Genomic DNA, 26,845 nt, shown 5'->3' on the forward strand with positions numbered 1-26,845 from the left:
AAGCATTAAATTCATATTATCATATTAAGCGGGACTTCATGTGATGCTTCAGGATATTTTACCAGATTGATGGAATCCTCTTCTTCAGGCTGAAGACGGGGATTTTTATGTGCTAGACTTCAGAGCCCCTTTCTTCTATTGGTGAATTGGTCAACTTCGATACGGCCACGACCAGTATCAACAGTACTGCAATGACTCCGAGTGATAGCAGTAGACTCGATGTGAATCCGAGCACCAGGTAACCCACTGTCGCAATCAATGCAGAACCGATTGCATATGGCAGCTGGGTGAGCACATGGACGATATGGTTGCATCCGGCACCGGTCGAGGACAGTATGGTCGAATCGGATATCGGTGAACAGTGGTCCCCGAACACGGCACCTGCCAGTACAGCCGCGATGCTCGGCAGCAACAGCTCTGTTTCATTCAGGGAGATCATGATCTCACCGGTAATCGGAATCAGTATTCCAAAAGAACCCCAGCTCGTACCGGTGGCCAATGCCATCAGGCATGCCACAATGAAGACAACCGCCAAAAGTACACTGGTCGGCATATTGGAACTCTCAACCATGCCACCAAGCAATTCCCCTGTACCGATTTGACCGATCAGATCCCCTATCATCCAAGCGAGTGTGAGGACCAGAATGGCTGGAAACATCGCCATGAAACCCGTTTTGATGCCCAGCCAAATTTCAGTTTTGCCGAAATGTTCGTCTTTTCTTGTGTACCTGAAATAATAGAACAGGCTGAGCACAAGCCCGACGATTCCCCCGAGGACGAGGGAGTGTGTCACCATAGTGTTCTCGAATATGCTGAAGACGTCAAATGATCCACCTGCGATCACCCCTGTTATGAACATGAATACGATGACTGTCGCAGCAAGACCCAATATCGGTACGATGAGCGCCTTGGCCGACCCTTTCTCATAGACCGGCAAGTCTTCATCCGTCTCACCCGGAACCTCACGTGTACTACCGAACAGCTCTCCATCCTGGATCGCACGGGTTTCATGCTTCCTCATCGCACCGATGTCGAACTTGACAAAGATGACGATGAACATCATCGCAATTGCCGTGATGACATAGAAATTCATCGGGATCATATAGATGAACGCTTCAAATGGCGTGACACTGACCATCCCGGCTGCAGCTATCAGGGGCGCCACAAGTCCCATTATGCCTGCCCCCCAACTGGAGATCGGTGACACAACAGAAACGGGAGAGGCTGTCGTGTCGATGAAATAGGCCAATTTCGCGCGTGAAACCTGATATCTATCAGTGAGCGGCTTGGCTACCTGACCCACGATCAATGCACTGAAATAATCATCGATGAAGACGATGATCCCAAGTAGCGCTGTAGCAAATGTCGCCCCTCTTCTGGATTTCACTTTCGTCAATGCCCAGGCCGTGAAGGCTTTCGCACCACCGGACATGTTCATGAAGGCAGTCATGATGCCAAGGAGGCTTAAGAATATAAGGATGAAAGCGTTCCACGTATTAATGCTGCCTCCGTCTATGAAGATAAGCAGAAAAGCGTCCCATATGACACCTAAAGTGCCGGTCACGTCAGCACCTGCCACGACAAGTGCCGATGTTATTATGCCTATCCCCAGACTGATGCCCACCTTACGCGTCAACAAGACCAGCAGTAATGTAAGTAACGGGGGAATCAGTGATATGTACTCCCAATTCAATATGCTCTGCATATTTTTAACCTCCAATTAAAAATGTGAATGTGATTTTACGATGATAAAGAAAAAGACGCCACAGCAGCATTACAGAATCAGCCACTGTGACGTCCCTCACAATTACGTAGCGCATCATCGTAATGATAGTACCTGGTCTATTGAACCGGATCCCAGAATACCCCCCTACCAGGCGGTTTCTTCGGCAACTTCCCCTTTCCCGGAACATCAAAGCATGTCTGCTCCTTTCCGGTACTATTGGTCGTTGCAACCTCTACTTTCGGTTATTAAGTTAATACATGACATTATAGCACATACACATCATATTACAACTACAGTTTATCGGCATACATCTTTACGATGTCCCTCAGGAATTCAGGCATCTTATAGACTTTATTGGAATAGCGGAACTGGGGGAATATCCTGCCGAACGTATACATATCCAATGTTCCAAGCTTGTAGGTCTTACGGTCCTGTATTACTTCACCGTTGATGTAGTATTCCCGTTCAGATTGTACGTATCCGATGTTATCCATGACGAAACAGCCGAATATATCCCCCCTGAAGCCAAGGCCACGTACTATTTCATCCTTGAATTCATTTTGGGCGGCCTGGTTGAACACTTCCTTCAGCTCACGCCCAGTCAATTCGATCTGTACAGCATTAATGGCATGGGGCAATACTTTATGCAGATCGTATTCGGTCAGATCACCGCCGGCAAACGATTTCGCAATCAACCCCGTATGCAGAAGACCGACATCACTATCTGTGAATATCCGCAGCATTTCGGCAAGTCTGGAGATGAATCTTCCTGTCGAATAGAGCCGCCTTTCTATAGGCGCCACATCATGCCTGACGACTGTCGACAACAGTTGGCGCCCCCTGTCATAATACTTATCTTCCGTTCCCGTCAGAAGGTCAGTGCTATACAGACGAGCCTGCTTATCCACCAATTTGCCTGCTTCAAAATCGAGCGTAACTTCTCCGACGTAATCACCGAACCGTCCGGCAGCCGCAAGCAGCGTATCGCCGACCCACTCCCCTTCCTCAAGGTGGTGATGGGTGTGGGAACTTAATATCACATCGATTTCAGGGAACATCATAGCAAGGGATTCATCATCGTAACGGCCAAGGTGACTCATCATGATGATGCAGTCGACTTCAGTGTTCATTTCCCGGATTGCATGGAGGATCCAGTCGAAGGCTTCGGACACTTCCCACCCGAGTGCCTTATAGAAGGGCGTGAATTCAACTGTAGCCGCGATGAAACCGAATTTTATCCCTTTAATTTCCTTGATGACGTAAGGTTTGAAGTAAGGGTGGGCACTGCCCACTTCCCGCAAATTGGCACAGATGACGTCGAAGGTAGCATCATCATATAGCGTCTTAAGTTCCTCTTTCTGCAAGGTGATGCCTTCGTTGTTGCCGATCGTCGCCACCTCGCAACCCGCTTCATTCAGCAGCTCGACATTTCCTTTGCCGAGTGTCGCTTCGGTATATGGATGGGCCCGATCGGTATGGTCCCCAAGATCGACGTAGACCATGTGATCTTTATATTGTTGTTTTTTGTTGATCAGAAAGTCACTGATCTTTTTATAGTTATATAAGTTGCTGTGTATATCATTAGTATGGAAAAGTTTCAATTCCATTGAATCACCTCTATAGGATGGTCTTTAGAATCATGTAGACACCAAGCAGCAGCAGCACTGTACGTAGGACGACAACCAGCGAGTCGGAGTTGAAGTGCCGATTCGCCATCACCCCGATCTTGGCACCGAGGAAGGCAGCAGGTACGATGAAGGCAGCATACCAGACATCGACGTTGCCCTGCAGTATATGGCCGAATGCGGCCGCACTTCCAGAGAAGAACACCATCATCATGCTGGTCCCGATTGCGATTGTTGCCGGCATACGGAAAACAAGAAGCATCAATGGCGTCATGAGTGCACCTCCACCGATACCGAAAAGGCCGGTGAAGAATCCTACTATGAAAGTTGAAATGATTGCGATATAAGCCGGAAAACCATAATGGTGCACATCCCCCATATTATCCACATGTGGTTCCATGTAACGTTCATCCTGAAAAATTGAAATTGGCTTGATGCGGTCCCTGACGATAAGTAAGGTGCTTAAGAAGATGAGAAAGATGCCAAAATATAGGTTGAAGCTATCCACTGTGAAGAAACGACTCGCATAGGAGCCGATGAAGGCTCCCGGCATGATGCCGATCAGGAACAAGCCGCCGTTTTTCTTATCCACCTGATTACTCCGTCCATAGGAAATCATCGCCGACAAGCCGATGACGATCAATATTATGCTCGAAGTACCAACGGCACTCTGTGGTGTTATCCGGTCAAGGATACCCATATTGATGCCGAAGAAAATGAGCAGCGGCACTATGATGACACCACCACCGATGCCTACAAGTGCACCAAGGGCAGAGGCCATCAGACCAATCATTATAAGGATGATATATTCCATAAGCATCACTCCTTCAAGGGCCCGAAGGGCAACCTTGGGCATTATCATGACATGCTTGCTCCAAATCAACTAGAACAGTTTCAGCTGCCTGGGGGAGAGTCCCTCGTAGCGTATTCCCATCAGTTCCATGAACTGTTGGGCGTTTCCGGCAGCATGTCCGCCGGAGTTATTGTTGAAAATGATATGGATCTCCCTCGTCTTGTGGCGCAGTATCTCTACCTGCCTTTTCAGCCACTCAAGTTCTACACCGTTATAATTATAGAGGTAGCGTACATTGCGCCATTCCTCACTCGAGCGGTCCTTCTGGGTCCACCCGTGTACATTACGGCCGTGCAGACGGATGAACGCTGTCTCATCCGTCACCCGGTTGACGAAGGGTATGCTGCCGATACCTGCCTGCGGTTCATCACAGATTGTATGGATGGCTTTATTGGCATGCAAGAATGCCAACGTATCCTCCTTGAATTGTTCCGTAAACCAGGATTGGTGCCTGAATTCGACAGCAGTTTTATAAGGGGCCAATTGTTCTTTGGCATACTTGACGTATTTAATGTTTCTGCTGGTGCAGTCAAACCATGGCGGGAACTGCAGCAGGACAAAGCTGAGCTTACCAGCCTGCCCCATCGGCCTCAACATGTCACGAAAGGCTGCAAATACATCTTTTATGGAATCGTAATGATCGCGGTAGTCACTGTGTCCTGTCATGTACTGGTGTGCTTTGACGATGAATTTGAAGCGTTCCGGGGTTTCATTGCACCACTTCTCAATTGTCGTATGGCGTTGAATGGCATAGTATGTAGCATCAAGTTCAACAATGGGAAAATGAGAGGCATAAGCCGTTAATTTATCTTTTTTATTTGTCAGGTCGGCATATAGGCTATGATGGTCGCCCCACCCTGTCAAACCGATATAGATCATAAAATCACCTTACCTCATTATACCATATCCCCCACGCATAATTATATTAGGCGTAAGGTGAAAAAATTCAATACCGACATTTATAATCACAGCAAATCATGTTATCATTTATTTTATAATGATTATAAATAACAACGGTGCTTCACTAAGTTGGCGAAATCCAGTACCATAAAGTAAACTGGGAAACTGTTCTGTCACCCGACGATAATAACAAGATACCGCCATATCTGCCCGACGCGCGGTCCAGTCTTTTCTTCATGATAATGATTACGGTTCATAATTCTATAATACAAGGAGCACAATCCAATGAGCATAATAGAATTCAGCAACGTCAGCTATAAGGACATTCTGCATGACATCACCGGCCACTTCAAAGAAGGGCGCATCACCACTTTCGTCGGCCCGAGCGGCGCCGGCAAAACGACGTGCCTGAAACATATAAACGGATTGTTGTCCCCTGACTCAGGAGAGATATTCTTCAGAGGCGAAAACATCCGTAACATGGATATGATAGAACTCAGGAAGAAGATAGGGATGGCTTTCCAGAGCGCACCGATGATCGGTGGCACAGTGTACGATAACATCAACCTCCCTAAAGCGATATTCAATGAATCCCTGGACAAAGCGTACGCCACTGAACTCCTTGATGGTGTCGATCTCGGCGATATTCCGCTGGATCAGGACATCCGCTCCTTATCAGGTGGGGAGAAAAGCCGCATTTCGATTGCCCGTACATTGGTCAACCAGCCGGAAGTTCTGCTTCTCGATGAAATCACCTCAAGCCTCGACTACCGAATGGTGAAAGAGGTCGAGCGCATGATCATCAAACTCCAGCGGAAACATGATGTGACCGTCATATGGATCACCCATGACCTGGACCAGGCAAGGCGTGTCAGTGACGATATGTGGTTCCTCCGTAAAGGGGAACTCATCGAATTTGGCGATGCTTCATTCATCGACGAATCCAGCAATCCGCTGGTACAAAAATTTGTGGAAGGGGAGGAATTATGACATTCGCCCAGCTTTCTCTGTCCCTGGTCTTTATCGCAATCCCTCTAGTTCTTACGCTTTTCCTTAAACTTGGATTAGAGAAGGATATCATAATCGCCACCATCCGTTCGATCATCCAACTGCTGATCATCGGCTATATATTGACCTTCGTTTTTGAAAGTGGCAGTGTCATATTCATCATTCTGATGATCATGCTGATGATTGCGGCCGCAACGCAGAACGTCATCAAAAAAGGGGAAGGGATACCAGGCATCACCTTGATGATCGTCATCACGCTCGTCCTGGTCGAACTGGTCACGATGGGAATCATGCTCGGCTTCGGCATCATCCCCTTTACTCCTGAAGAAGTCATTCCAATCAGCGGAATGGTCATCGGCAACTGTATGGTACTGTCTCTCCTATTTTTAAATAAATTTAAAGATGAAGTCGAACGCAGCGATGAAACAATCGAACTCATCCTTTCAATGGGCGGGAAACCTAAGACGGCTATAGACAAAAGTCTGAAATCCGCCATCCAGACAAGCATGATCCCCACCATCGAAGCCCAAAAGACCATGGGACTCGTCCAATTGCCGGGCATGATGAGTGGACTCATAATCGGCGGCGCCGATCCGATAGAAGCGGTCATGTACCAGTTGCTGGTCCTGTTCCTGATATTGACTACAGCTTCACTGTCTTCCGTCATGGTAGGCTATATGTCCTATCCGAAGCTGTTCAACCAGAAGATGCAGTTCATAGGTCTCACATACAACTCGAAATAAACGTAAAAGGGCACACCTAGTGGGTGTGCCCTTTTGTCATCATAAGCTCTTCTGCAACTCTGCCTTGATGCTGTCATATGTGGCGTGCCAAAATTCAGCATCAGAAGTAAAGCGTTCTGTAAGCTTGGTGATGAGGCCATGGAAGGCTTTCTCATGTTCTGGGTCATCTTTATCCGGAAGTTGGCTTTTCATCTCTGACACTTCCTGTTCCACCGCTTCTGCCCGCGGCCCCCAATGTGTCACTTCCTGACCATTCTCGTCGATGAAGATGAATATCGGAATCGAACGCGACTTTCCATTCGTCAAATATTGATCCATCAATTCAAGGTTCGAGTCCCTCAGTATCATCTTGACCGGCATATGACTCTTCTCGGCTAAATGCATCAATATCGGTATGTTCATCATCGCGTCCCCACACCAGTCTTCGGTGATGGCGATCACCCGTAGATTCTGTTTCTCCAATTCCAGGAAAAATGACGCGTCATCAGGTATGTCGAAGGCATCATATACCTCCTGCAGGTTCTCTCTATGCTTCTGCATCTCTTCAATATAGGTTTCAGCTGCAATTGCCTGGCTGAACCACTGATCAAGTGCCATGTTTACCCCTCCATTTTAAATGATATATCTGCAGTATATCATTTAAAATGCTTTTCCTATTGAATTTGGAAAAATGTTGGACTATGCTTTGCATAATGCAAAAGGAGGCAAGTGTAAATGGATTCAGAAGTAAAACATATAAGAGGTTTAATATTTGTTCTGATCGGGGCCGCTTTATGGGGGCTCGGTGGCACGGCCGCAGACTACATATTCAGGAACACTCCGGTTACGGTGGAATGGTATGTATCATTCAGATTGACTGTAAGCGGCATCATCCTGCTTAGTGCCTATTGGTTATTTTCGAGGAAGCATCAACCCGTAAGGCTTGATTGGAGAACATTGTTGATGCTGATCATTTTCAGTCTATTCGGGATGACTATGGTGCAGTATTCATTCATGGCGGCAATCGGTTACGGTAACGCCGCTATAGCGACCGTCCTTCAATACACCGGCCCCATCTACATCATAATGTGGCTGATCATCAGAAAGTATGCCAAGTGGACAACGGCAGATGCCTTCATCATTATTGGCATGATTACAGGTGTAGTACTGATTGCCACAAACGGTGATTTGACTACACTCATCGTACCGCGGCCGGCACTATTTTGGGGCATCGTCTCCAGCATCGCGCTCGCCTACTACACATTGCATGCCCAAGTGCTGCTCTATAGGCTGCACCCCCTGCAACTGGTCGGGGGATCAATGCTCATCGGCGGCATAGCGATGAATTTCATCCATCCTGTATGGGATTTCGACTTCAGCTTTGATTGGACACCTACTCTCATGATCATCCTCCTGCTCTCCGTCCTTTTAGGCACTACCCTTGCCTTCTTGCTCTATATCAGCAGCCTGAAGCACCTTTCTTCGAAGGAAGCGGGAGTCCTTGGCATAGTGGAACCTGCTTCAGCTGTGGTGAGCTCGGTCCTCTGGCTCAACATAAGCATGGGCTGGTACCAGGTGGCTGGCATCATCATCATACTAGGGGTCGCCATCTACATTTCCACAGGGAGAAAAGAGGCAGCATGAACGCCCATTACAGCTTGAAGAAAATCGGACCATCAAGGTCCGATTTTTTTATGTCCATACCCATAAGGCAGAGCAGCTGCCGATGATTCGTTATCTTCCATATATCAATAGAATATTCCCAACCATACCGCAGTGCTCATGGCGAGCAGAAGCAATACCTTTTCACGTTGCGTAACTTGTTCGATATCTTTTACATCCATGCTTAAAATCAGATAGATGGCATACCCGAGCATCAATAATGCACCAACTGCCCCAATCGGCCGACCTGATATCATTGTCGTGACGATGATGAAAACCAATATGAGATAAATCAGGGCAGGAAGTCCCGCCCGATAAAGGCCATAGCGTTCGACCGACCAGACGACCGACGTCCGCTTCTTTGGAACAGCATTCCTGTCAGCATTCAAATCAGGGATGTGGTGGACCATCACCCATGCCATGCACCAAAGCGCGTTTATCGTGGCATTCTGCCAAGCCCATAATGGAACGGAATCCAGCATGATCCATGGCGCTGCAAAACCAAGCAGCAGCATGGACGGGAATAGGCTGACCCATTCTCCAAGGAACGGCCGATAGGCAAAGATGAACGGTCTGGTTGAATAGGTTACAGCACCCCAGATGCCGATGAGCGTCAAGATGACAAGCTTGAATTGGCCCAGCACCATAAAAAGGAGCCCGGCAGATAGAAGTATGATGGTTGCTAAAACCGCCATCCGCCTCAGACTCCCAAGAGACATTACACCATCCTGGATGACGCGGCTGCCACCGGACAACAAGGCAGGACTGGCCTGATCGGTACCTGATTCGAAGTCCATCAGATCATTCAATACATGGGCCAGCACACCGTGTACGAGGAGTGCACCTGTGACAAGCAGCAGGGATAGACCAAATAGGCCGAGTACCGTGACATCATAGCCCAGCAGAAGCGGCAATGCTGTAGAGATGATTGCTGCTATGCTTGAGGTCACCACTGCTATTGCTCTGACCACCATTTTAAGTCCTTTGAGACTGAAGCCCCTTTGCGTCATCTGAGTTCCCCCTTTATTTTATCGAATCACTGAACCTGCGGTGGGTGAGCGCCTCCTCTATATGCTTTTTCCATCTCTTCCTCCCGTTTACTACGAATTTCAGATCTCTCCCGTCTCTCAGTGTGATCTGCAGGCCATTAGTGATCGGTATCAGCTTCAACACCCTAAAGTTGATGACTTCCACTTGCTCTATTTCATCCAGCATTATCTTGGTCTCTTTACGGTCCAGATTCATTGCCTGAGGAATATGATAAATGGCTTCAGACGTCAGGTGCAGCTTGCCGGTGGTCGGCACATCATTTTTAAAAAGGTTGCCGTTACCACTCTTTAATGCCTTCTCCTTCATTTCCCTACCTCCCATTCCTTCATGATATATCTGATTTCGGCCATCACATCTTCTGGGGTCACGCTATAATGGGATAGGCGGATGGCTGCTGATTCACCGGCTGTTGCATGAAGGTGGACAGCTGCTGTCATGGCATCCAATAGGCTGGCCCCCTGTCCAAGGAAAGAAGCGATCATACCAGTCAGCACATCACCACTCCCCCCTTTAGCGAGGCTGTCATTACCATTTTGATTGATCAGCAGGGCATCAGGTGTCGCAATGACGGTACGATGGCCCTTGAGGACCAGATTGACACCATATTTTTGGGCAAATTCATGAGCGATGCCCAACCTATCAGCTTCTACTTCTGAAACTTCCTTGCCAAGGAGCATGGCCATCTCCCCCGGATGCGGGGTCAGGACGACCTCGCCTGCGTATTCGGAGATTCTACCGAGCTGATCCTTTATATGGTAGAGACCATCGGCATCGATGACGATAGGCTGTCCTGTGCACCCTTCCATTAGACGCTGTAGAAATTCTTGTCCACCAGTAAAGCGGCCAAGGCCAGGACCGACCGCCAGGACGTCCAGATCTTCGAAGGGGATACCTTCCGTAACGGTACTGCTGAAATGGCCGGCTTCACTAGGTAGTGTGCGGAGCAATGCATTCTTGTTCTGACTGGCTACGGCCGTATATATATCCTCAGGCACAAGCAACGTTACAAGCCCGGCACCTGTCATGAAAGCACTCTCGGCACTGTGCAAGGGGGCTCCGATATAGGGCTTTGAGCCGCCTACAACAAGCACATGGCCAAACGTCCCCTTATGTCCAAACTGATAACGTGCCGGCAGTGCCTTTTGCGCGCGTTCGGGGGTGACGACTTCAGGCAGATTGGATTTGACGGTTTCTGCAATGGAGCAGGGGATGGAAATATCTTTCACCTGCCATCTGCCTATAATGGACGGTCCCTGTTGCAGAAAGAAGCCGCGTTTTGGAAAACCGAACGTATATGTAATATTTGCCTGTATGGCAACATCCGTTACCTCGCCCGTGTCGCATGACAGGCCCGATGGAATATCCACTGCAATAACTTCTCCATCCACTTTATCATTCACCGCTTCAATGACATGTTTGATCGGCTCGCGCACCGGGCCTTCTCCACCTGTACCGAGCATCGCATCGATGACGACTTCAGCTTTCCTCAGGTCCGCCCCCATACGCTCCTCTCCGTCTTCCAAGTGGTGTAGGGACAATTCTCTCGCTGAATAGACCTTATATTGTAGATGGGCATCCCCCTTAAGCTTTTCGGGTTTCTCGAGAAGCCATACCATCGGCTCATATCCTGCATCAAACAGGCGCCTGGCAATGACGAACCCATCGCCGGCATTGTTCCCTGAACCAAGCAGTATCATGACGGAAGTGTTCTGGTCGGGATAGGCTGACTCTATTTCTTCAGCGACATGATTGCCGGCAAGCTCCATCAGCACCTTACCCGGCAACCCTATATTTTCAATGACGTGGCGCTCGATTTCCTGCATTTCCCTTCTGCCTACTATCTTCATCAGATCCCTCCTCCATCTTATATGCCATTATACACTCCTAAAGGGAAAATAAAAATTTACATATAATCTGAACTCATTTAAGTTTTCCAATAGCAGTATTTCAGCTACCATTACATTTTCATTACAATTCTATATAATTTATCAGAATACATTGAAATCTCCAATCACTATGTTAACGTAAGAAAGGATAAACAACTAAACAAAGGAGAATTACACTTTTATGAGAAAAGGCATCAGATCTTTGTCATTTGCGATTGCGTCACTTTTTACCATCACTGCATTTTTACTTAGCGCCCCATCAACAGCATCTGCTGAACAGTGGCAGGAAACAAGACAACCTCAAGGCTTGCATCCAGTAGTTGCAGAGCACGCAGAGCTATTGAGGCAGCACGCTGCTGCACGCGGCATCAACATACGCTTTACAGACGGTTTCCGGTCATTTGAAGAGCAGGACAGACTCTACGCGCAGGGACGTACTACAGCAGGCTACATAGTGACTAATGCCCAGGCCGGGGAATCCTACCACAATTATGGTTTGGCGGTCGATTTCGCGCTGGAAGTCGGTCATGATGTCATCTGGGATTTAGAATATGACGGCAATGGCAACGGCTACCCGGATTGGTTCGAGGTCGCACAGATTGCTAAAAACCTCGGGTTCACCTGGGGCGGGGACTGGGAATCTTTCAAGGATTACCCGCATCTCCAGATGGACTTTGGATATTCCATCCATAATCTGATCAATGGCAACCATTATCTATTCTAATGATATTGAAGAAAGCATGTAACCATGCTTTCTTTTTTTGTACTGTATTTGGTAATATGGAGAGCGTATGTCCATCCTTCCAATGGTGGTTGCTGTTATAATGGTATGGAAGGTCATCAATATATTATTTGCGAGGGAACTTGTTTGGAAGATAAAACATTAATAAAAGATCGGAGCTATACATACCAGCTCCTCTCCTTTTTTTCTGATCTGAAATATCTGCTTAAAGGTAAAGTGCTTCTGGCTAATGTGCTCCCTGTTTTTACTGCATATTGGCTCGCGCTATACTTCAATGGAGAACATTTCATAGATCATCTGGGCATATTTTTTCTGATGATGATTGGCAGTACGCTTGTCATTTCGGGCGCGTTGATGCTCAACAATTGGTATGAAGCAGATTTGGATCGCGTAATGGCCAGGACACAAAACAGACCAACTGTGACAGGTGCTTTTACATTAAAAGCAGTCCTATGGTCGGGTATCATTTCCACTCTACTTGGTTTGGCCATCATGTCTGCTACAACGGCTGAAGCCTTCATCTATTCGTTTGCCGGCTGGTTCTTCTATGTTGTGCTTTATACATTCTGGTCGAAACGCAGATACACGATGAACACGATCGTCGGCAGCATTTCAGGTGCCTTCACCCCAATGATAGGCTGGGCTGTAATCGCCCCCGCCTACCATATTGTACCGTTGGCATTGTTCTATCTCTTGCTCATCTGGCAGATTCCACATACTTATGCCATCGCCATAAGAAGATTAGCTGATTACTCACGCGCTGGCGTACCGATGCTGCCGGTAGTGCGGGGGGTGGATGCCACCATCAGACAGATTGTGGTATATGTCATTCTGCTCCTGCCCTTCCCCGTTATCCTTCTCGATTCGATGGGATGGCTTTTCTCCATATCGACAGCAATACTGACCTTCTATTGGATTTTCATCGCTTCTCGGGGGAATGTATCAGAAGATAAGAAGATCTGGGCTAAGATGAACCTCCGCTACTCCATCCTCTATCTTGTCCTGATATTGCTCATGATGATTATCCTCACTTCTCCGTTGGTGCAGCCTTTCGTCTAAGAAATTTGCATAACAAAAAGCCTTATCACCGATGTGATAAGGCTTTTTTGAATTGTTATTGGTATTAACCGATGGAACCTTCCATTTCGAATGAAATCAGACGGTTCATCTCAACTGCATATTCCATAGGCAGTTCTTTCGTGAATGGTTCGATGAAGCCCATGACGATCATCTCTGTCGCTTCCTCTTCTCCAATTCCGCGGCTCATCAAGTAGAAGAGCTGCTCTTCGGAAACTTTGGAAACTTTAGCCTCATGCTCGAGGGAGATGTTATCGTTCAGGATCTCGTTGTAAGGAATTGTATCTGAGGTGGACTCGTTATCCATGATGAGTGTGTCACACTCGATGTTGGAACGTGCACCAGTGGCTTTCCTTCCAAAGTGGACTTGGCCACGGTAAGACACTTTACCACCCTGTTTTGCAATCGATTTGGAAACGATTGTAGATGATGTGTTAGGTGCCAGGTGAATCATCTTAGCTCCGGCGTCCTGCAGTTGACCTTTACCTGCAAGCGCGATGGAGAGCGTCATTCCACGTGAGCCTTCGCCTTTTAGGAAGATTGATGGATACTTCATCGTGATCTTGGATCCAATGTTGCCATCTACCCATTCCATCGTGCCATTGGCATCGACGAATGTACGTTTTGTAACAAGGTTATACACGTTGTTAGCCCAGTTCTGGATTGTAGTATAACGGCAGTAGGCATCTTTTTTGACGATGATCTCAACAACAGCTGAGTGCAGGGAGTTCGTCGTATAGACAGGCGCTGTACACCCTTCTACATAGTGGACGCTCGACCCTTCGTCACAGATGATCAGGGTGCGTTCAAACTGTCCCATATTTTCAGAGTTGATTCTGAAATAAGCCTGGAGTGGCGTATCGAGTTTGACGCCTGGTGGACAATAGATGAATGAACCACCTGACCATACTGCAGAGTTGAGTGCCGAAAATTTGTTGTCTGTTGGAGGGACAACTGTCGCCCAATATTCCTTGAAGAGTTCTTCGTTTTCACGGAGGGCAGAATCTGTATCTTTAAAGATTACACCTTTATCTTCCAGGTCCTGCTCCATATTGTGGTAGACCACTTCTGATTCATACTGTGCAGAAACACCCGCAAGGTATTTCTGTTCTGCTTCTGGGATACCAAGTTTATCGAAAGTACGCTTGATTTCTTCTGGAACTTCGTCCCATGAACGCTCTGACTGTTCAGATGGTTTCACGTAGTACGTGATTTCATCAAAGTTCAATTCTGAAAGGTCTCCGCCCCATGTCGGCATTGGCATCCTATAGAAATGTTCCAATGATTTGAGACGGAAGTCCAGCATCCATTGCGGTTCTTCTTTCATGTTCGAAATCTCTCTTACTATTTCTTCTGTCAAACCGCGGTCCGAACGGAAAATGGAGACATCTTCATCATGGAAACCATATTTATAATCTTCCATTTCTAGCTCTTGTTTAGCCATTCAACTCACTCCTTCTCATAGTTTGCTGTCAGAGGATTTGACACCTTTTTCAAGGGCCTTCCAAGATAGTGTGGCACATTTGATGCGTGCCGGGAATTGGGTGACTCCGGACAGCGCTTCGATATCCCCCATATCTTCAGTGATATCATAGTCTTCACCCAACATCATCTTGCTGAATTCATCCCCCATGGCAAGTGCTTCATTAATATTTTTACCGGTGATCGATTCAGTCATCATAGACGCACTGGCCATTGAAATGGAACAGCCCTCGCCGTCAAACTTGACATCCTCGACTATTTCATCGACGACGTTCAACGTCAGGCGAATGCGGTCTCCGCATGTCGGGTTGTTCATGTCTACCGTCATTGTACCGTTTTCAATGACCCCTTTGTTGCGTGGGTTCTTATAGTGGTCCATTATGACTGACCGGTATAGTTGATTCAGGTTATTAAAATTCATAAGAGAAAAACTCCTTCGTACGCTTAAGGCTTTCGATCAAGCTGTCAATCTCTTCTTTCGTGTTGTATATATAGAAACTCGCGCGTGCTGTAGACGATACGCCCAGCCATTTCATGAGTGGCTGTGCACAATGGTGTCCCGCTCTGACTGCAATCCCCTCTGAATCAAGGGCGGTCGCAAGATCATGTGGATGCACATCGGTCAAGTTGAATGTAATCAACCCGGCACGGGAATCCGGACCATAGATTTCTATGCCCTCCAATGACTTCATCTGCGAAAGGGCGTAGTCTGCAAGTTCTTTTTCATGAGCCAGAATCGTTTCCGGACCGATTTCCCTTATATAGTCGATAGCAGCCGCCAAACCAATCGCTTCAGCAATCATTGGCGTACCGGCTTCGAATTTTACAGGTAAATCTGTCCAAGTGGATGTTCTGAGATCGACGAAATCGATCATATCGCCACCATATTCTATAGGCGGCATTTCGTCAAGGAGTTCACTTTTGCCGTAAAGGACGCCGATGCCGGTTGGACCAAGCATCTTATGCCCGCTGAACGCATAGAAGTCAACATCCAGATCCTGTACATCAACTGTCATATGGGGCACTGCCTGCGCACCATCAACTACAATATAGGCACCGTTATTATGAGCCGTTTCAGCGATGCTTTTGATGTCGTTGATCGTCCCCAACACATTGGACACATGGGTGACTGCGACAATCTTCGTCTTATCGCCGATAGTAGCTTCGATGCTGTCTTTAGTCAATGTGCCGTCCGCTTCCATCGGGATGAAGTTCAGTTCAGCCCCTGTCCGCTTTGCGAGCTCCTGCCATGGGACAATATTAGCGTGGTGTTCCATTTCAGTCACTACAATTTCATCACCCGGTTCAATGATCATATCACCGAAGCTCCGTGCTACAAGATTGATTGCTGCAGTCGTGCCTCTAGTGAAAACAATCTCTTCGAACCGTTTGGCATTGATGAAGGATTTCACTTTCATCCTGGCCTGTTCATAACCTTCAGTTGCATGAGTCCCAAGTGTATGGACACCCCGATGAACATTCGAGTTATATGACTGGTAATATTCGGTCATCGCATCGATGACAACCAATGGTGTCTGACTTGTCGCTGATGTATCCAGGTAGATGAGGTCTTTGCCGTTGACCTGCTGATCAAGGATTGGGAAATCCTTTCTGATATCATTCACGTTCATTCGGGAAAACCCCTTTAAAGCTTATTTTGAAAGTACTTTCAATTCAATAACATCCCTGAGCTGGTTCTTGACGGATTCTATCGGCAAGGCGCGTACGACTGGATCCAGGAAACCGTGGATGACGAGCCTTTCAGCTTCCCTTCTGGAAATGCCACGGCTCATGAGGTAGAACATCTGAAGCGGATCTACACGGCCGACAGATGCCGCGTGGCCTGCAGTAACATCGTCTTCATCTATCAGGAGGATCGGGTTCGCGTCACCCCTTGCACGTTCACTCAGCATAAGCACCCTTGATTCCTGCTGTGCATCACTGCGTGATGCGCCATGCTTGATGTACCCTATGCCGTTGAATATGCTTGTTGCACTATCTTTCATTACGCCATGCTTCAATATATGGCCCTCTGAGTCTTTGCCGTAATGGATGATCTGCGAAGTGAAGTTCAGTATCTGTTCTCCGCGGCCAACGACAACAGTCTTCAGATCTGATTTTGAGTTGTCTCCCATCAAGTAGGTCGTGTTATCTATAATGACGTTGGAGTCATTCATCTGGCCCAATGCCCAATCTATATATGCATCTCTTCCAGCTACACCACGACGGTTGTTGTAGCCTGTAAACCCTTCAGGCAGGAAATCGACTGCACCGTACGTGATTTTGGCATTATCTTTAGCGATGACTTCAGAAATGATGTTGAACTGTTCATTGGAATGTTCGACTGTAGACAGGTAGTTTTCAACATAGGTCAGTTCCGAGCCTTCATCCGCCACAATCAGTACGTGGTTGAAGAGGGAGGCTGATTCATCATCATGGAGGACTACCATCTGCACAGGGTCTTTCACCTGAACATTCTTTGGAATGTACACAAACAGACCGCCATTCAACATTGCTGCATGGTAAGCCGCGAGTTTGTGTTCATCTATTTTGACCCCTTCGGTCATAAAGTACTTTTCTACGAGTTCCCTATGGTTCTCGCTCGCTTCAATTATATTTTCTACAATGACGCCCTGATCGAGCAGTTCGTCAGAAACCTGGAGGTAGGCAGGGGTATTATTGTGCTGGACATAGATGTTTTTAGTGTGTTCCTTGTCCAGAAGGTTTTTGACTGATTCAGGCAGCTCTTCAAGTGAACCATAGACATCACTGTCCACTACCGGCTTCGAGTTCGTGAAGAAGTCCCACCTGTTGATTTTGGTCTTGTCCGGTTTTGGCATTTCAAGCGTTTCAATCTTATCGAGTGCTTCTTTCTTCTTGCTGATCAGCAGTTCAGACTCACCGCGTTCCTTTGCACGTGAAAGAACTTCATCAGCATTGATAACATATTCATTCAAATCAGTAGCCATGGTCATCCTCCTGTCTTATTCTGCGTCTGCAGCAATTGTTTCATCTTCGATGCCGAGTTCTTCCTTGATCCAGTCGTAACCCTCTTCCTCAAGACGTTTCGACAGCTCCGCGCCGCCTGACTTGACGATACGGCCTTGCATCATTACATGAACATTATCTGGTTCGATGTAGTTCAATAGGCGCTGATAGTGTGTGATGATCAAAGCACCGAAGTTTTCTCCACGCATTTCGTTGATGCCTTTAGATACAATCTTCAATGCATCGATATCAAGACCGGAGTCTATTTCATCCAGGATGCCGAATTTCGGTTGCAGCATCATGAGCTGAAGGATTTCGTTGCGTTTTTTCTCACCGCCGGAGAAACCTTCGTTAAGGTAGCGTGTGGACATGTCCAGGTCCATCTCTAGATGGTTCATGTTTTTGTCCAATTTTTTGATGAACTGCATCAAATTGATTTCATCGCCCTCTTCACGTTGGGCATTGATTGCAGAACGCAGGAAATCGGAGTTGGTCACACCGGAAATCTCGGATGGATACTGCATGCCGAGGAAAAGGCCTGCCTGGGCACGTTCGTCCACTTCCATCTCAAGTACGTTTTCACCATCAAGGAGTACCTCGCCTTGAGTCACTTCATACCTTGGGTGGCCCATGATCGCCTGGGCAAGCGTGGATTTACCTGTACCGTTTGGCCCCATTACAGCGTGGATTTCACCTTGCTTCAATACAAGATCCACACCTTTGAGAATTTCCTTACCTTCGATTTCAACATGCAGGTCCTTGATTTCTAGAACAGATGCCATTTATATTACCCTCCAACAGATTATTTTATAATTTATTTCTCCTTACTAGTTTATAATAATTCCAATTAATAGTCAAAGACTAGCAAGGGTTTTCCAATACTCCTATATTATAACGTAAACTTACCCGACTTTAAACCTTTGCACCCTCCCAAACATGCATATGGGCAAAAATATCCCCCACGACCGATGCGGATCGTGGGGAATAAGCAGAACGACTTCTATTTTATGATGTCCAAGGTGAATGGCGGCTTGTAGATTTCCCCTTCATTTGCTTTAATGGCCCCGATTACGATGAATACATAGAATGCGATGGTCAAAATAGGGCCTAGGATCAGACCAATCAGGATGAATGATGTCAACCAGGCTACAAACATATAGATCGTGTATGAAAGACCGAAGTTGGCAACTACCCTCAATGCCTCTCCCGTCGCTTCATCCTCATCCTTCTTCAGGACCCATAGGATGATCGGGCCGATTACTGCTGTAAAAGCCGCGACTAGAAATGAAACCATGACGATGGATTTGTCGAATACTCCCTTTTCTTCACCGTTCATTTTTACCCCTCCCTGTAGAGCGTATTTTATTCAGTATACTTTTACCCTTATTCTTAATATATGTAACATCATATGCTTTATACATGTTTCTGCTTCATAAAAAGCTTTCCATTGAAAATGAGCAGGGTATTTTCTCAATTAAAAAAACGACAGTCTATGCTGCCGCGTCTGTGTTTATTCTGCCGGAATCACTGCTCCTTCATAGTTGTCTTCAATATATTGTTTGATTTCTTCTCCTTGCAGCACTTTAATCAATTTCTTTATATCATCGCGTTCTGCATCCCCTGAACGTACTGCCACCAGGTTTGCATATGGAGAGTCACCCTCTTCAATGGCGATTGAATCATCCACTGGATTCAAGCCTCCGTCAAGCGCAAAATTCGAATTGATGATTACTGCGGGTGCTTCATTATTATTGTACATTTCAACCAACAGTTCTGGTGCTGTCTGGTTGTTGAATTCGAAATTCTTTTCATTTTTGGTGATGTCATCAAATGTTGCATCTTCGATATCGATGCCTTCTTCGATTTCGATCAATCCTGCATCTACAAAGAATGACAGGAAACGTCCCTCTTCAGCCGGGTTGTTGGAAACAAGGATGGTTGCGCCATCTGGTAAGTCTTCTAGGGCATCATAGTCTTTCGAATAGACGGCCATAGGTTCTATATGGACATTCCCTGCACTTTCTAGATCATAATCGTGGGATTCTTTTTCCGTTTTAAGGTACGGTGTGTGCTGAAAGTAGTTTGCATCGACTTCCTCATCCGCTAAAAGACGGTTTGGGGTAGTGTAGTCATTGACGATTGAAATATCAAGTTCGATTCCTTCTGATTCAAGCAGGCTGGCTGCCTTTTCAAGAATTTCGGCATGTGGGGCGGGAGAAGCGGCTATCGAGAGTTTTCCGCCAGCCTCTTCAGTTTCTTCGTTTTCACTTGTTTCAGCATTCTCTGCACTTTCCTCGCTGTCATCTGAAACGGCATCTTTGGAACCACCGCATGCTGTCAGGAGAACTGCAAATGCCAACAGGGTAAAAAACAATAGATATTTTTTCATGATCAATTCCTACTTTCCAATTGTATTTATAATGAGGGCTATCTTTTATCCACAGTTTTGGCGGTGAAGTCTCCAATGAACTGGATGATAAAAACGATCGCCAATATTATTATCGTTGCGACCAGAGTGACATCGCTCTGGCTTCTGGTGAAACCGACCATGTAGGCAAGGTTGCCCAGCCCGCCGGCTCCGATGACTCCTGCAATCGCAGTGGACCCGACCAGCATGATCGCCGTGACTGTGATTCCTGATATCAATGCCGGCAGAGACTCCGGCAGGAGCACTTTCCTGATGATTGTCCAAGTGCCTGCCCCCATGGACTCCGCTGCTTCGATGACACCTTTGTCAATCTCTTTCAGTGCTATTTCCACAAGTCTTGCATAGAAGGGGGACGCCCCAATGATCAATGCCGGCAAGGCACCTTGGGAGCCCATGATGGTGCCCATCAACACTTTAGTGAATGGTATCAGCAATATGATTAATATGATGAACGGTATGGCCCTGAACAAATTGACGAGGAAAGCCGTTACGCCATAGATCGGCGCACTTGCTGCATGCTCTTTCTTGGATGACAAGAAGAGTATGATGCCTAGCATCAGGCCGAAGATGAAGGTGAACGCGGTTGAAACTACCGTCATATAGAGGGTTTCCTGTGTAGCTGTCCACACATTCCCCCACCTGACATTCTCAAAAGAGAGCATTTCCTGGAATGCTGCCACAAAATTCATCATTGCTGCTCCACCTCCACTGTTACATCGTGCTCGGCAAGCTCCTCACCAAGAAGTCCCAACTTCTCTTCGTCCGCTTCTATGGCAACGTAGAGGTGCCCGTAGGACTCGTTGTTGGTCCGCTTGATGTTGCCAGACAATATGTTCAAGTCCAAGTTGTATTTTTTGATGACTTGGGAAACGATCGGCGCCCTGGACTGGGACCCGACAAATCCAAGCTTCAGAACCTTTGAAGCTGGGAACATTTCTTTCACCTCTTCAAAAGACAGTGCTGATTCTTCATCATTGATATCGTCTTTGACAAATCGTTTCGTCACGCTATGTTCAGGATTCTGGAACAATTTTATGATCGGTCCTGTTTCGACTACCTTGCCGTTCTCCATGACAGCGCCTCTATCACAGATTTTACGGATCACATGCATTTCATGGGTAATCAGAACAATAGTCAAGTCCATTTCATCCCGAATCCTGATCAGCAGATCCAACACCTCATCGGTCGTTTCCGGATCGAGCGCGCTTGTCGCCTCATCGCACAGCAACACTTCGGGCCGATTGGATAATGCGCGGGCGATCCCCACCCGTTGCTTCTGGCCTCCAGACAATTGGCTCGGATGATTGTCTTCTCGTCCCGTCAATCCGACCAGAGCAATCAGTTCAGCGACTCTCTTCTCACGCTCCTTTTTAGGCACACCGGCAATTTCAAGCGGAAAACTGATGTTTTCAGCGACCGTCCTAGACCAGAGAAGATTGAAATGCTGAAAAATCATAGAAACTTTCTGGCGTTTTTTCCGAAGTGCAGGGCGTGTCATCGAAGTAAGGGTATCTCCGCTGATCACCACGTCACCTGAAGTTGGCCGTTCCAGACCGTTGAGCAGCCGGATCAGTGTGGACTTCCCAGCCCCGGAGTAGCCTATCACCCCAAATATCTCGCCCTGACGGACATGCAGATCTACCTCATCCACTGCTTTTATATCTGCGGCTTTAGTCTTAAATGTCTTGGTCGCTTTTTTTATATCTATCATCATGCTCCACTCCTGCCTATAAAAATAAGAAAGCCTACTCAAAAAATGAGTAGGCTTCTGGTATCATCCGCAGCCTCTCATCTTCGATCCTAGGATCTAGTGAATTAGCACCTTGTCATAATGACGGTTGCCGTGGCTTCATAGGGCACTTCCCTCCACCACTCTTGATAAGAGTCTTGTTATTCGATTGTTAACCATGATAGCACCAGTCGGTCTAGGCGTCAACAAAAAATTCTTCTAATTTTTCAGTTAAATGGGGGACGGATTGAAATGCATAGATTTCTTCCTTCAACTTCCCATTTTTAAAAAGGAGGAGTGCGGGTGCAGAACGGATCTGATATTTTTCAATCAATTCCTTTTCATAATTCAGGTCCACTGCTGTATAGGAAAAACTTTTCATCTCCGCTACTACATCCAGCATCTTCTCAGCAATCCTGCAATTGGCGCAGATTGGCGCATAGCAGTACAGGATAAAGGTGTCTTCAGCTTGAATATGGCTGATTATATCGATTTTTTCGGAGGATTTCTTCATTTTCGAACTTACCTTTCATGAGCAGTCTTTCATCGACGTAAAATCCATGATGGGCGAGCAGCATCGCAAGATAATCGAGGGGACACCGGCTCACTTCACCATAGTTAGAATCTATATAAACGTGCGTGCCCTCACTAATGTGCCTTTTGAACCACTGTCTGATCTTTCTGCCTTCCCTGTCTGAATCGGTCAGGATATAGACCTCAGAACCATTTGATTCTTCCAGGATTTCATCCAATTTGGAGATTCCCATGGTACCATGCGTACATATTATATGTACAGGCTCCACCAGTACTTCTTCGATGCGGTGCTTATCTGTTTTTCCCTCTACAATGAGTATCTTATCAGAAACATGCATAGCCATCACCTCTGGTCCATGATAGATTTTAAAAAAACTCTGGACAATGTCCAGAGTTCAAGTATTCTATGCGTCCACCATTTCATCATAAGCATCCGCATCCATCAGCTTATCGACCTGTGAATCGTCGGAAAGTTCGACAACAAGCATCCAGGCCTCTTCATAAGGAGATTCATTGACGAGTTCAGGGCTATCTTCCAGCTCTTCATTTATTTTTACTACTGTACCACTTACCGGCGCATATAATTCAGATACGGTCTTAACTGATTCTACGCTACCGAATGATTCCCCAACTGTAATATCGTCACCTTCAGCAGGGAGCTCGACGAATACGATGTCCCCGAGTTCTGATTGTGCAAACTCAGTGATGCCGAGTGTTACCTTGCCATCTTCCACCTTGACCCATTCGTGATCTTCTGAATACTTGAATTCTTTTGGTGATGCCACAATAAAAACCTCCTTTTTCTTATACACATATATATTCTCACATACTTTGCCATTTAAGCAAGGTTAATCATTCGTATCAAAGGTTCTCCTATACTCTGCCTCTTTAAAACCGAGCAGTACGGTTTCTTCGCGATAGAGCAACGGTCGTTTTATAAGCAGCCCGTCAGCTTCCAGCAAGCCAAGCTTCTCATTGTCGGATAAAGTATCAAGACGTGTCTTAAGTTCCAGTTCCTTGAACTTTTTTCCACGTGAATTAAAGAATTCATCCAAACTTCTTCCGGATTTCTTGGCCATCTCTGATATTTCTTCTCCGGATGGAGGGGTTTTCACGATATCGATGTCCTCAAAAGGAATGTCATTCTCTTTCAGGAAGTTTTTGGCCTTACGGCAAGTCGTACATTTTGGATACCCATATAATATAGTCATCAATTTCCTCCAGTTTAATTATAAGGTGATTCTTCAAGTTTTCCATGGATGTTGGGGTCTGGCATATTTTCATATTATAAAAAAAGATGGTAGACTGAAACATATCGATATATAAAGGAGTAAGATTATGAAGCCGATTACTGCATATGATGACTACAGCCAAAAGATTCAAGGTGATGATAAGATCATCATCAAGTTTTTCGCAGACTGGTGCCCGGACTGTACGCGCATGAACATGTTCATCGATCCCATCCTGGAAGAATACAACCATGTTGAGTGGTATGAACTGAATCGTGACGATGTGCCCGAAGCTGCGGATGAGAATGATGTCATGGGGATTCCGAGCCTGCTCGTTTTCCAGAACGGCAAGAAGCTCGCCCACCTGCATTCTGCAGATGCCAAGTCACCTGAATCCGTCCAGGAATTCCTGAAATCAAACATATGATCAAGTAAAGTGCCCTTCTGCGGCACTTTTTCTATTTACCTTCCTCAAACAACCCAAGGTTTTCCTTCAAATCCTCTGCAAGGATTTGTCCAGGTGCAGCTTTGTGAAGTATATAACCGTAGGTCAGGCATGAACCGAATACTCCGCCGGCTACCCTGGTAATCTTTCCAAGCTCCCCCATTGCGATGCCGACCACCCGGCAATCAAACTGTTGACGGGCATCATGGACGGCACTCAATATGCTGAGGACGTCACGCCCCCCGGCCGGTTGGTAGGCCAGCTTTAAAATGTCTCCGCCACTTTCGAGCATATCTCGATATGTTGCCATCATTTCGTCAAAGTGGGGAGTGTCCTGAAAATCGTGCTGACTGAGGATGACGCCTATCTCCTTGGATTTTGCGCGCGCGACGAGGTTATCGATGATGTCTTCATACATGAAAAATTCAATATCCACCATGTCGATGCTGCAACGTTCCATCACATCAGCAAGCAATGATTCATATTCAGCTGCCGTCTTTTGGCCTTTCCCCCCTTCTTTCAATGTCCGGTACGTATAGATGATCGGATACCCGGCCATATGGCTCGTAATATATTCGACCATTTCTATATGGTCTTCACGGCTCAACGCATCAAATGCATCGCTCCTGATTTCAAGGATATCGAATGCACTGGTATTCATCCTTGCCGCTTCCATTTCTTCATCAATCATTTCCTTTGAATTACCCGAGAAGGATACAACCACCTTCGGCATGCCCGCTCCGATATCTACACCTTTAATATTCATAGTAATCCCCCACGTTATCTTCATTTACCTATACATTAAATAAAATGCATAAAAATTTCAATTATATATCCATTTCATTTTTTATTTGTTTGCCCCCATACAATAAAGGGCACGATCATAATGAGGTGATATCATGTTGAAAACAAAAAGGGTGTATGACGATTCTTCCTCCCAGGATGGAAAACGCATTCTGGTCGATGGAGTGTGGCCAAGGGGCATCAAAAAAGAAGATCTCGACCATGATGAATGGTACAGATCACTCGCTCCTTCAAATGACCTTCGGAAGTGGTTCAACCACGACCCGGAAAAATGGGAGACATTCAAGCAAGATTACTTCAAAGAACTCAAAGAACACAAAGAGCTTCTCGAAACACTCCGGGAAGAAAGTGATGGTCATAATGTCACCCTGCTGTACAGCGCAAAGGACACACAGTACAATCAGGCTGAAGTCATCAAGGAATACGTAGAAAATATGCGATAGGCCCTTCAATGGAGGGTCTATCTTTTTTTATTCTACTTCCCGCTGATATATTTTGAAATGAACTCCCGATCATCATGCGCCACCATGGCGCCCCGGTAATTCTGGGGCTCGTTGATCCCTGTCAATAGAATCAGGGTATCCTCTCCTGCATGTTCAATCGCCTGCACAATACCTTCCTGCCTTGAGAACGCGGTGATTATTTCCATATCCTTGTAGCTTTCCGGCAAGTGCCTCTCCATCATCTGGACAATCGTTTCCTCATCTTCGTAGCCGACTTGCTCTGCTGCCAGGATAAGGCAAGGGACATTTTGCGGCACCATTTCCATAGTCTTCTTGATTTTATCCTGCCCCCTTAATCCGATGCCCGTCACCATGACCATCAGATTTTTGCCCTTTGCTTCTGCATACTTCATCGCATTCGATATGGACTCATTGATGGCGACGGGTGTATGGGCAAAATCCAGGATGAAGTCATAACGCCCTTCTGAAAACATTTCGAACCGATGCACCGGTGCCTGGATGCCTCTTGAAGCGCCTATGACAGCATCAGCTGAAAAACCTGCCTCCACAAGTCCGAAGATAGCAGTAGCCAGATTGATGTAATTATGTTCTCCAATGAATCCTGGTGAAACCGTGTAGCTCAATCCGCCGATGTTTAGATTGATGTGGTCAGGCTCTGTCCGATAATGATAATAGGCGCCTCCAAGCTTGGAAAAATGCCTCCCTTGGCGCGTCAATGAAGCATACTCCGGTACATCGGCATTCGCCATGATACATGTACTCCGTTGAGCCAATTTCAACTTCGCTGCCAAATATTCCTCTACAGTTCCATGATATTCGAGGTGTTCCGGACTGAAATTATTGAATATGGCCATATCATTCCAGATAAAATCAGTACGCCGCTGCTCCAGGGCGATTGACGTCGCTTCATAGACGATGTAGTCATAGTCACGATCGGCGAAATGTTTGATGATTTCAGCGAACTCCAGATGCATTGGTGTGGTTGGAGTAGTATGTCGAAACGGCACTTTCTGATAGGCATCGTCAAATATTCCAAGAGTACCCACAGTTGCCGTTCTGCAACCGAGGTTGGACAGTAGCCTGCCGATGAAGTGGCTGACTGTCGTCTTTCCGTTCGTACCAGTGACTGCTATATATTTAAGTTTTTTTATAGACTTACCATAAAAAAATTCTGCCATCTTATTCGCGGCCTTCATGAAGTCTTCGACATATACTACAGGCACGTTTCTGTCATCAAAACGGCCGACCTCAAAATCCGTAATGATGAAGGCAGGAGCATTGGCTGAAGCAGCATCAAAATAATGCTCTGAAGTTGCAGAGTTTTTGAGCATGAATACATGACCCGGTTCAATGTCCTGGTACATTGATGTAATCCCCGAAACCGACTTCTCCACCCTATCCTCCATATTTATACTTTTTAACAATTGACCCCCTAAAGCATCGACTATTTCATTTATCTTCATCTAAGACCCCTTTGTCTTTCCTATTTAC

Annotated in this window: 30 protein-coding genes and 2 riboswitches; of the genes, 7 read left to right on the forward strand and 23 right to left on the reverse strand. The window is 46.5% G+C overall.

Annotation, left to right across the window (positions count from 1 at the left end):
- Nucleotides 1-112 precede the first annotated feature (112 nt).
- The 4 genes from ACZ5LF_RS09460 to ACZ5LF_RS09475 all read right to left on the reverse strand — a co-directional run bounded on the left by ACZ5LF_RS09460 (nucleotide 113) and on the right by ACZ5LF_RS09475 (nucleotide 5,083).
- Nucleotides 113-1,705, reverse strand: a complete 1,593-nt coding sequence (locus ACZ5LF_RS09460) for a Na+/H+ antiporter NhaC family protein (RefSeq protein ID WP_380569943.1) — start codon at nucleotides 1,703-1,705, stop codon at nucleotides 113-115.
- A 99-nt stretch (nucleotides 1,706-1,804) separates the two neighbouring features.
- Nucleotides 1,805-1,969, reverse strand: a riboswitch (Lysine riboswitch).
- A 47-nt stretch (nucleotides 1,970-2,016) separates the two neighbouring features.
- Nucleotides 2,017-3,333, reverse strand: coding sequence for a bifunctional metallophosphatase/5'-nucleotidase (locus tag ACZ5LF_RS09465; protein WP_380569944.1), 1,317 nt, complete (start codon nucleotides 3,331-3,333; stop codon nucleotides 2,017-2,019).
- A 10-nt stretch (nucleotides 3,334-3,343) separates the two neighbouring features.
- Entirely contained in the window at nucleotides 3,344-4,165 is an 822-nt protein-coding gene (locus tag ACZ5LF_RS09470; RefSeq protein WP_380569945.1) for a sulfite exporter TauE/SafE family protein, read from the reverse strand.
- 69 nt (nucleotides 4,166-4,234) lie between these two features.
- Entirely contained in the window at nucleotides 4,235-5,083 is an 849-nt protein-coding gene (locus ACZ5LF_RS09475; RefSeq protein WP_380569946.1) for a DUF72 domain-containing protein, read from the reverse strand.
- Nucleotides 5,084-5,389: 306 nt separating this feature from the next.
- Here ACZ5LF_RS09475 and ACZ5LF_RS09480 point away from each other — a divergent pair, with 306 nt between their 5' ends.
- On the forward strand, nucleotides 5,390-6,094 hold the full coding sequence (locus ACZ5LF_RS09480) for an ABC transporter ATP-binding protein (protein ID WP_380569947.1): 705 nt from the start codon (nucleotides 5,390-5,392) through the stop codon (nucleotides 6,092-6,094).
- On the forward strand, nucleotides 6,091-6,855 hold the full coding sequence (locus ACZ5LF_RS09485) for an ABC transporter permease (protein WP_380569948.1): 765 nt from the start codon (nucleotides 6,091-6,093) through the stop codon (nucleotides 6,853-6,855). The genes ACZ5LF_RS09480 and ACZ5LF_RS09485 overlap by 4 nt, the downstream gene beginning before the upstream one ends.
- 39 nt (nucleotides 6,856-6,894) lie before the next feature.
- Here the strand turns inward: ACZ5LF_RS09485 and ACZ5LF_RS09490 are convergent, their stop codons facing one another.
- Complete coding sequence (locus ACZ5LF_RS09490) at nucleotides 6,895-7,452, reverse strand: thioredoxin family protein (RefSeq protein WP_380569949.1); 558 nt, start codon at nucleotides 7,450-7,452, stop codon at nucleotides 6,895-6,897.
- A gap of 117 nt (nucleotides 7,453-7,569) precedes the next feature.
- On the opposite strand from ACZ5LF_RS09490, the gene ACZ5LF_RS09495 reads away from it, so the two are divergent.
- A complete protein-coding gene (locus ACZ5LF_RS09495) occupies nucleotides 7,570-8,478 on the forward strand; it encodes an EamA family transporter (protein WP_380569950.1) in 909 nt (302 codons plus the stop codon).
- A gap of 104 nt (nucleotides 8,479-8,582) precedes the next feature.
- On the opposite strand, the gene ACZ5LF_RS09500 is transcribed toward ACZ5LF_RS09495, so the two are convergent.
- Genes ACZ5LF_RS09500 through ACZ5LF_RS09510 form a run of 3 tightly spaced genes read right to left on the reverse strand, consistent with a single transcriptional unit; the run spans nucleotide 8,583 to nucleotide 11,393 of the window.
- Nucleotides 8,583-9,506, reverse strand: a complete 924-nt coding sequence (locus ACZ5LF_RS09500; protein ID WP_380569951.1) for a prenyltransferase — start codon at nucleotides 9,504-9,506, stop codon at nucleotides 8,583-8,585.
- A gap of 13 nt (nucleotides 9,507-9,519) precedes the next feature.
- A complete protein-coding gene (locus ACZ5LF_RS09505; RefSeq protein ID WP_380569952.1) occupies nucleotides 9,520-9,852 on the reverse strand; it encodes a hypothetical protein in 333 nt (110 codons plus the stop codon).
- Nucleotides 9,849-11,393 carry an NAD(P)H-hydrate dehydratase gene (locus tag ACZ5LF_RS09510; RefSeq protein WP_380569953.1) on the reverse strand — a complete coding sequence of 515 codons (1,545 nt, stop codon included), beginning with the start codon at nucleotides 11,391-11,393 and terminating at the stop codon, nucleotides 9,849-9,851. The genes ACZ5LF_RS09505 and ACZ5LF_RS09510 overlap by 4 nt, the downstream gene beginning before the upstream one ends.
- Before the next feature lie 220 nt (nucleotides 11,394-11,613).
- Between ACZ5LF_RS09510 and ACZ5LF_RS09515 the strand changes: the two genes are divergently transcribed.
- The gene (locus ACZ5LF_RS09515; protein ID WP_380569954.1) at nucleotides 11,614-12,156 is read left to right on the forward strand and encodes a M15 family metallopeptidase; all 543 of its coding nucleotides are present in this window, start codon (nucleotides 11,614-11,616) and stop codon (nucleotides 12,154-12,156) included.
- Nucleotides 12,157-12,300: 144 nt separating this feature from the next.
- Nucleotides 12,301-13,233, forward strand: coding sequence for a heme o synthase (gene cyoE / locus ACZ5LF_RS09520; RefSeq protein WP_380569955.1), 933 nt, complete (start codon nucleotides 12,301-12,303; stop codon nucleotides 13,231-13,233).
- 64 nt (nucleotides 13,234-13,297) lie between these two features.
- Here cyoE and sufB read toward each other — a convergent pair whose 3' ends face one another.
- The 13 genes from sufB to ACZ5LF_RS09585 all read right to left on the reverse strand — a co-directional run bounded on the left by sufB (nucleotide 13,298) and on the right by ACZ5LF_RS09585 (nucleotide 23,623).
- Complete coding sequence (gene sufB / locus ACZ5LF_RS09525) at nucleotides 13,298-14,695, reverse strand: Fe-S cluster assembly protein SufB (RefSeq protein ID WP_380569956.1); 1,398 nt, start codon at nucleotides 14,693-14,695, stop codon at nucleotides 13,298-13,300.
- 15 nt (nucleotides 14,696-14,710) lie between these two features.
- On the reverse strand, nucleotides 14,711-15,154 hold the full coding sequence (gene sufU / locus ACZ5LF_RS09530) for a Fe-S cluster assembly sulfur transfer protein SufU (protein WP_380569957.1): 444 nt from the start codon (nucleotides 15,152-15,154) through the stop codon (nucleotides 14,711-14,713).
- A complete protein-coding gene (locus ACZ5LF_RS09535) occupies nucleotides 15,144-16,364 on the reverse strand; it encodes a cysteine desulfurase (protein WP_380569958.1) in 1,221 nt (406 codons plus the stop codon). Before ACZ5LF_RS09535 ends, sufU begins: the two co-directional genes overlap by 11 nt.
- A gap of 21 nt (nucleotides 16,365-16,385) precedes the next feature.
- Nucleotides 16,386-17,702 carry a Fe-S cluster assembly protein SufD gene (sufD, locus tag ACZ5LF_RS09540; protein ID WP_380569959.1) on the reverse strand — a complete coding sequence of 439 codons (1,317 nt, stop codon included), beginning with the start codon at nucleotides 17,700-17,702 and terminating at the stop codon, nucleotides 16,386-16,388.
- Between the two features lie 15 nt (nucleotides 17,703-17,717).
- The gene (sufC, locus tag ACZ5LF_RS09545) at nucleotides 17,718-18,503 is read right to left on the reverse strand and encodes a Fe-S cluster assembly ATPase SufC (RefSeq protein WP_380569960.1); all 786 of its coding nucleotides are present in this window, start codon (nucleotides 18,501-18,503) and stop codon (nucleotides 17,718-17,720) included.
- Nucleotides 18,504-18,721: 218 nt separating this feature from the next.
- Nucleotides 18,722-19,057, reverse strand: a complete 336-nt coding sequence (locus ACZ5LF_RS09550) for a DUF4870 domain-containing protein (RefSeq protein ID WP_380569961.1) — start codon at nucleotides 19,055-19,057, stop codon at nucleotides 18,722-18,724.
- Between the two features lie 174 nt (nucleotides 19,058-19,231).
- Nucleotides 19,232-20,110, reverse strand: coding sequence for a MetQ/NlpA family ABC transporter substrate-binding protein (locus tag ACZ5LF_RS09555; protein WP_380569962.1), 879 nt, complete (start codon nucleotides 20,108-20,110; stop codon nucleotides 19,232-19,234).
- A gap of 38 nt (nucleotides 20,111-20,148) precedes the next feature.
- A complete protein-coding gene (locus ACZ5LF_RS09560) occupies nucleotides 20,149-20,841 on the reverse strand; it encodes a methionine ABC transporter permease (RefSeq protein ID WP_380569963.1) in 693 nt (230 codons plus the stop codon).
- Nucleotides 20,838-21,860 (reverse strand): methionine ABC transporter ATP-binding protein, encoded by a 1,023-nt coding sequence (locus tag ACZ5LF_RS09565; RefSeq protein ID WP_380570021.1) that lies wholly within the window; start codon nucleotides 21,858-21,860, stop codon nucleotides 20,838-20,840. The genes ACZ5LF_RS09560 and ACZ5LF_RS09565 overlap by 4 nt, the downstream gene beginning before the upstream one ends.
- 74 nt (nucleotides 21,861-21,934) lie before the next feature.
- Nucleotides 21,935-22,034: riboswitch (SAM riboswitch) on the reverse strand.
- A 40-nt stretch (nucleotides 22,035-22,074) separates the two neighbouring features.
- On the reverse strand, nucleotides 22,075-22,392 hold the full coding sequence (locus ACZ5LF_RS09570) for a thioredoxin family protein (RefSeq protein WP_380569964.1): 318 nt from the start codon (nucleotides 22,390-22,392) through the stop codon (nucleotides 22,075-22,077).
- The gene (locus ACZ5LF_RS09575) at nucleotides 22,343-22,750 is read right to left on the reverse strand and encodes a toprim domain-containing protein (protein ID WP_380569965.1); all 408 of its coding nucleotides are present in this window, start codon (nucleotides 22,748-22,750) and stop codon (nucleotides 22,343-22,345) included. The genes ACZ5LF_RS09570 and ACZ5LF_RS09575 overlap by 50 nt, the downstream gene beginning before the upstream one ends.
- Nucleotides 22,751-22,816: 66 nt before the next feature.
- Nucleotides 22,817-23,197: a glycine cleavage system protein GcvH gene (gcvH, locus tag ACZ5LF_RS09580; RefSeq protein ID WP_380569966.1), complete on the reverse strand. Its 381-nt coding sequence runs from the start codon at nucleotides 23,195-23,197 to the stop codon at nucleotides 22,817-22,819.
- A 63-nt stretch (nucleotides 23,198-23,260) separates the two neighbouring features.
- Nucleotides 23,261-23,623 carry a Spx/MgsR family RNA polymerase-binding regulatory protein gene (locus ACZ5LF_RS09585; RefSeq protein WP_380569967.1) on the reverse strand — a complete coding sequence of 121 codons (363 nt, stop codon included), beginning with the start codon at nucleotides 23,621-23,623 and terminating at the stop codon, nucleotides 23,261-23,263.
- 127 nt (nucleotides 23,624-23,750) lie between these two features.
- Between ACZ5LF_RS09585 and ACZ5LF_RS09590 the strand changes: the two genes are divergently transcribed.
- Nucleotides 23,751-24,068 (forward strand): thioredoxin family protein, encoded by a 318-nt coding sequence (locus ACZ5LF_RS09590; protein WP_380569968.1) that lies wholly within the window; start codon nucleotides 23,751-23,753, stop codon nucleotides 24,066-24,068.
- A 31-nt stretch (nucleotides 24,069-24,099) separates the two neighbouring features.
- On the opposite strand, the gene aroD is transcribed toward ACZ5LF_RS09590, so the two are convergent.
- Entirely contained in the window at nucleotides 24,100-24,852 is a 753-nt protein-coding gene (aroD, locus tag ACZ5LF_RS09595) for a type I 3-dehydroquinate dehydratase (RefSeq protein ID WP_380569969.1), read from the reverse strand.
- Between the two features lie 133 nt (nucleotides 24,853-24,985).
- Between aroD and ACZ5LF_RS09600 the strand changes: the two genes are divergently transcribed.
- Entirely contained in the window at nucleotides 24,986-25,333 is a 348-nt protein-coding gene (locus tag ACZ5LF_RS09600; protein ID WP_380569970.1) for a DUF488 domain-containing protein, read from the forward strand.
- 32 nt (nucleotides 25,334-25,365) lie between these two features.
- Here ACZ5LF_RS09600 and ACZ5LF_RS09605 read toward each other — a convergent pair whose 3' ends face one another.
- The gene (locus ACZ5LF_RS09605) at nucleotides 25,366-26,817 is read right to left on the reverse strand and encodes a Mur ligase family protein (protein WP_380569971.1); all 1,452 of its coding nucleotides are present in this window, start codon (nucleotides 26,815-26,817) and stop codon (nucleotides 25,366-25,368) included.
- Nucleotides 26,818-26,845 lie beyond the last annotated feature (28 nt).

This window comes from Salinicoccus siamensis, from assembly GCF_055391965.1.

Excerpts from the sequence above, each read along its gene's own strand:
- sufU (WP_380569957.1), bottom strand. The coding sequence starts at position 15,154 with ATGAATTTTAATAACCTGAATCAACTATACCGGTCAGTCATAATGGAC.
- ACZ5LF_RS09485 (WP_380569948.1), top strand. The coding sequence starts at position 6,091 with ATGACATTCGCCCAGCTTTCTCTGTCCCTGGTCTTTATCGCAATCCCT.
- ACZ5LF_RS09470 (WP_380569945.1), bottom strand. The coding sequence starts at position 4,165 with ATGGAATATATCATCCTTATAATGATTGGTCTGATGGCCTCTGCCCTT.
- ACZ5LF_RS09515 (WP_380569954.1), top strand. The coding sequence starts at position 11,614 with ATGAGAAAAGGCATCAGATCTTTGTCATTTGCGATTGCGTCACTTTTT.
- ACZ5LF_RS09560 (WP_380569963.1), bottom strand. The coding sequence starts at position 20,841 with ATGATGAATTTTGTGGCAGCATTCCAGGAAATGCTCTCTTTTGAGAAT.
- ACZ5LF_RS09600 (WP_380569970.1), top strand. The coding sequence starts at position 24,986 with ATGTTGAAAACAAAAAGGGTGTATGACGATTCTTCCTCCCAGGATGGA.
- sufD (WP_380569959.1), bottom strand. The coding sequence starts at position 17,702 with ATGGCTACTGATTTGAATGAATATGTTATCAATGCTGATGAAGTTCTT.
- sufB (WP_380569956.1), bottom strand. The coding sequence starts at position 14,695 with ATGGCTAAACAAGAGCTAGAAATGGAAGATTATAAATATGGTTTCCAT.
- ACZ5LF_RS09590 (WP_380569968.1), top strand. The coding sequence starts at position 23,751 with ATGAAGCCGATTACTGCATATGATGACTACAGCCAAAAGATTCAAGGT.
- ACZ5LF_RS09550 (WP_380569961.1), bottom strand. The coding sequence starts at position 19,057 with ATGAACGGTGAAGAAAAGGGAGTATTCGACAAATCCATCGTCATGGTT.
- ACZ5LF_RS09505 (WP_380569952.1), bottom strand. The coding sequence starts at position 9,852 with ATGAAGGAGAAGGCATTAAAGAGTGGTAACGGCAACCTTTTTAAAAAT.
- ACZ5LF_RS09465 (WP_380569944.1), bottom strand. The coding sequence starts at position 3,333 with ATGGAATTGAAACTTTTCCATACTAATGATATACACAGCAACTTATAT.
- ACZ5LF_RS09585 (WP_380569967.1), bottom strand. The coding sequence starts at position 23,623 with ATGACTATATTATATGGGTATCCAAAATGTACGACTTGCCGTAAGGCC.
- ACZ5LF_RS09495 (WP_380569950.1), top strand. The coding sequence starts at position 7,570 with ATGGATTCAGAAGTAAAACATATAAGAGGTTTAATATTTGTTCTGATC.
- ACZ5LF_RS09460 (WP_380569943.1), bottom strand. The coding sequence starts at position 1,705 with ATGCAGAGCATATTGAATTGGGAGTACATATCACTGATTCCCCCGTTA.
- ACZ5LF_RS09605 (WP_380569971.1), bottom strand. The coding sequence starts at position 26,817 with ATGAAGATAAATGAAATAGTCGATGCTTTAGGGGGTCAATTGTTAAAA.
- sufC (WP_380569960.1), bottom strand. The coding sequence starts at position 18,503 with ATGGCATCTGTTCTAGAAATCAAGGACCTGCATGTTGAAATCGAAGGT.
- ACZ5LF_RS09500 (WP_380569951.1), bottom strand. The coding sequence starts at position 9,506 with ATGACGCAAAGGGGCTTCAGTCTCAAAGGACTTAAAATGGTGGTCAGA.
- ACZ5LF_RS09555 (WP_380569962.1), bottom strand. The coding sequence starts at position 20,110 with ATGAAAAAATATCTATTGTTTTTTACCCTGTTGGCATTTGCAGTTCTC.
- ACZ5LF_RS09480 (WP_380569947.1), top strand. The coding sequence starts at position 5,390 with ATGAGCATAATAGAATTCAGCAACGTCAGCTATAAGGACATTCTGCAT.
- ACZ5LF_RS09575 (WP_380569965.1), bottom strand. The coding sequence starts at position 22,750 with ATGCATGTTTCTGATAAGATACTCATTGTAGAGGGAAAAACAGATAAG.
- ACZ5LF_RS09490 (WP_380569949.1), bottom strand. The coding sequence starts at position 7,452 with ATGGCACTTGATCAGTGGTTCAGCCAGGCAATTGCAGCTGAAACCTAT.
- ACZ5LF_RS09570 (WP_380569964.1), bottom strand. The coding sequence starts at position 22,392 with ATGAAGAAATCCTCCGAAAAAATCGATATAATCAGCCATATTCAAGCT.
- aroD (WP_380569969.1), bottom strand. The coding sequence starts at position 24,852 with ATGAATATTAAAGGTGTAGATATCGGAGCGGGCATGCCGAAGGTGGTT.
- ACZ5LF_RS09475 (WP_380569946.1), bottom strand. The coding sequence starts at position 5,083 with ATGATCTATATCGGTTTGACAGGGTGGGGCGACCATCATAGCCTATAT.
- ACZ5LF_RS09535 (WP_380569958.1), bottom strand. The coding sequence starts at position 16,364 with ATGAACGTGAATGATATCAGAAAGGATTTCCCAATCCTTGATCAGCAG.
- ACZ5LF_RS09510 (WP_380569953.1), bottom strand. The coding sequence starts at position 11,393 with ATGAAGATAGTAGGCAGAAGGGAAATGCAGGAAATCGAGCGCCACGTC.
- ACZ5LF_RS09565 (WP_380570021.1), bottom strand. The coding sequence starts at position 21,860 with ATGATAGATATAAAAAAAGCGACCAAGACATTTAAGACTAAAGCCGCA.